The 3,482-nt window shown below is 49.8% G+C and carries 2 pseudogenes; one reads left to right on the forward strand and one right to left on the reverse strand.

Features of this window, described 5'->3' with window-relative positions:
• Positions 1 to 1,339: pseudogene (locus VU18_RS20610) on the reverse strand (amylopullulanase); the annotation flags it as partial.
• Between the two features lie 428 nt (positions 1,340 to 1,767).
• Here VU18_RS20610 and amyS point away from each other — a divergent pair.
• A pseudogene (gene amyS, locus VU18_RS13895) lies at positions 1,768 to 3,347 on the forward strand (alpha-amylase).
• Positions 3,348 to 3,482: the final 135 nt, after the last annotated feature.

Below are 3,482 nucleotides of genomic sequence, written 5' to 3' on the forward strand. Positions count from 1 at the left end.
ATTCACCGTCGCCATCGTAGCCGCTCGTCCCTTTCAGGCGCGGATTATCGGGCAAATCCGACCAATCGCGATGCTCAATCGGCTGCGCCCCGCGTGCCTGCTGCTTGCTGTTATCATTTGAAGGGTTGCCATTAAAGAACCGATCCGGGAAAATTTGATACACAACCGCTTCTTTCATCCAATCTGGTGTTTTGTAATTCGGATCATAGACGGTCAGCTGAAACAGCCCCGCATTTTTGTCGACCGCCCTCCCCCATTGTCCTTCTTTCGTATCTTCACCATATTCCGCCTTCATCCCGGCATCGACAGCGATAAATTTATAACCGTATACCCCCGGCGCAGAAGGGGTAAACGCAGCCTCCCAATATTCATCATCCCCGAGCACGCCGACTTTTTCCATCGTGTAGACTTTGGCGGTTCCGGTCGTCGCATTTTTCACATACACATCCGCCTTCGTCAAATCGCCTTTTTTCGCCGCCAGACGAAGCGTCACCTTCGTTCCCGCTTTCACCGCACCAAACGGCTGGCGGTACAGCGTATCCCATGTATTGTGTTTTAATCGGTCTTTCTGAACAACACCGTCAGAGCCATTGGGGTTGTAGTCGGTGTACACCTCTTTTGTTTTCGCATTGAAGAAGAATGTAATGATCGTCGTTTCCAAAACATTTAAGCGTGCATTCTCTTGTGGGTAGCTCTCATTCCAATTGTTTCCGAGGACAATTTTATATTCATACGATCCTTTCGGCACCTGCGCCGTAAACGTGTACACCGAGTCAAAATCATCATCGGTCAACAGCGCCGTCGATGTCCCCGGAGTCCATCCGTTGCTCTCCCCCTCATAGCCGATGGCCGGCAGCACCGTCCCGACAAGACGCGGCTGTTTCTCCTTCGCAATCGCCGTATACCATGTCGAATCAGCGATCGCATGCGTCCGGTCATTGTAATAAAACGTCACCTCGGTTTGCCGATCCAGCTTCAACACCAGATTTGCGCCATTGCGGCCGCCGACGCCGTAATTTTCATCCCAGCTGCCGTTGACCGCAATTTTGTACTCATAGGTCCCGGCTGGCAGCGTCCCGGTGAATGTATAAAGCCCATTCCCTTCATCATGCATCCTCGTCGCCAATGCCCCCGGATCCCATTCCGCCGTATGGCCCAACTCATCTTGCAAATTGCCGACTAGCGTGATCGTCCGTGGTTGCGAGGCCGTGGATTCGGCCGTCCACCGATGCGCTCCATTCCCTAGAGCGCTAGAACTTCCTGCCTCGTTCGCAGCGGCAACCGCCTGGAAAGGAGTCAATGCCAGCAACAACACCGATGCCAAAACCAATGATAGCATTCTCCTTGCCCTCTTGATCATCCCCCGCTCCCTTCTCCTTTGTTTGGCCAACTTCCTTCTCTCCTTTCCTTTTTATATTCTTTGTGCAATCGTTTGCACAAAATGGTTGATGCAAACGATTTCATCAATCTTTATCTTATACGAATAAACAGAATATTTCAACTATATTTTCCCCATGTTGAAAAACGAATCGTTCCGTTGTTCTATTTTCCATTCGTGTCAAACTCAAAATTGTTTAAATTCGATATTGAAAACGATTACAAATAAAAATTATAATAGACGTAAACGTTCGAGGGTTTGCTCCCTTTTTACTCTTTTTATGCAATCGTTTCCCTTAATTTTTTGGAAGCCAAACCGTCGAATGTAACATTTGATTAAGGGGGAAGGGCATTGTGCTAACGTTTCACCGCATCATTCGAAAAGGATGGATGTTCCTGCTCGCGTTTTTGCTCACTGCCTCGCTGTTCTGCCCAACAGGACAGCCCGCCAAGGCTGCCGCACCGTTTAACGGCACCATGATGCAGTATTTTGAATGGTACTTGCCGGATGATGGCACGTTATGGACCAAAGTGGCCAATGAAGCCAACAACTTATCCAGCCTTGGCATCACCGCTCTTTGGCTGCCGCCCGCTTACAAAGGAACAAGCCGCAGCGACGTAGGGTACGGAGTATACGACTTGTATGACCTCGGCGAATTCAATCAAAAAGGGACCGTCCGCACAAAATACGGAACAAAAGCTCAATATCTTCAAGCCATTCAAGCCGCCCACGCCGCTGGAATGCAAGTGTACGCCGATGTCGTGTTCGACCATAAAGGCGGCGCTGACGGCACGGAATGGGTGGACGCCGTCGAAGTCAATCCGTCCGACCGCAACCAAGAAATCTCGGGCACCTATCAAATCCAAGCATGGACGAAATTTGATTTTCCCGGGCGGGGCAACACCTACTCCAGCTTTAAGTGGCGCTGGTACCATTTTGACGGCGTTGATTGTTCCGCGGCATCGGCAAAGCGTGGGATTGGGAAGTAGACACGGAAAACGGAAACTATGACTACTTAATGTATGCCGACCTTGATATGGATCATCCCGAAGTCGTGACCGAGCTGAAAAACTGGGGGAAATGGTATGTCAACACAACGAACATTGATGGGTTCCGGCTTGATGCCGTCAAGCATATTAAGTTCAGTTTTTTTCCTGATTGGTTGTCGTATGTGCGTTCTCAGACTGGCAAGCCGCTATTTACCGTCGGGGAATATTGGAGCTATGACATCAACAAGTTGCACAATTACATTACGAAAACAAACGGAACGATGTCTTTGTTTGATGCCCCGTTACACAACAAATTTTATACCGCTTCCAAATCAGGGGGCGCATTTGATATGCGCACGTTAATGACCAATACTCTCATGAAAGATCAACCGACATTGGCCGTCACCTTCGTTGATAATCATGACACCGAACCCGGCCAAGCGCTGCAGTCATGGGTCGACCCATGGTTCAAACCGTTGGCTTACGCCTTTATTCTAACTCGGCAGGAAGGATACCCGTGCGTCTTTTATGGTGACTATTATGGCATTCCACAATATAACATTCCTTCGCTGAAAAGCAAAATCGATCCGCTCCTCATCGCGCGCAGGGATTATGCTTACGGAACGCAACATGATTATCTTGATCACTCCGACATCATCGGGTGGACAAGGGAAGGGGTCACTGAAAAACCAGGATCCGGACTGGCCGCACTGATCACCGATGGGCCGGGAGGAAGCAAATGGATGTACGTTGGCAAACAACACGCCGGAAAAGTGTTCTATGACCTTACCGGCAACCGGAGTGACACCGTCACCATCAACAGTGATGGATGGGGGGAATTCAAAGTCAATGGCGGTTCGGTTTCGGTTTGGGTTCCTAGAAAAACGACCGTTTCTACCATCACTCGGCCGATCACAACCCGACCGTGGACTGGTGAATTCGTCCGTTGGACCGAACCACGGTTGGTGGCATGGCCTTGATGCCTGCGATCGCGTTGTAAAGATATTCCGCTCTATCATTGAGACAAAAAACACGGCCTTGCCCGCCATGAATGGCGGCACAAGGCCGTGTTTGATGTTACCATCCATTTGCTTGCTTCAACTTCTCCTTTGACG

This window comes from Geobacillus sp. ZGt-1 (genome assembly GCF_001026865.1).
GTDB lineage: Bacteria > Bacillota > Bacilli > Bacillales > Anoxybacillaceae > Geobacillus > Geobacillus thermoleovorans.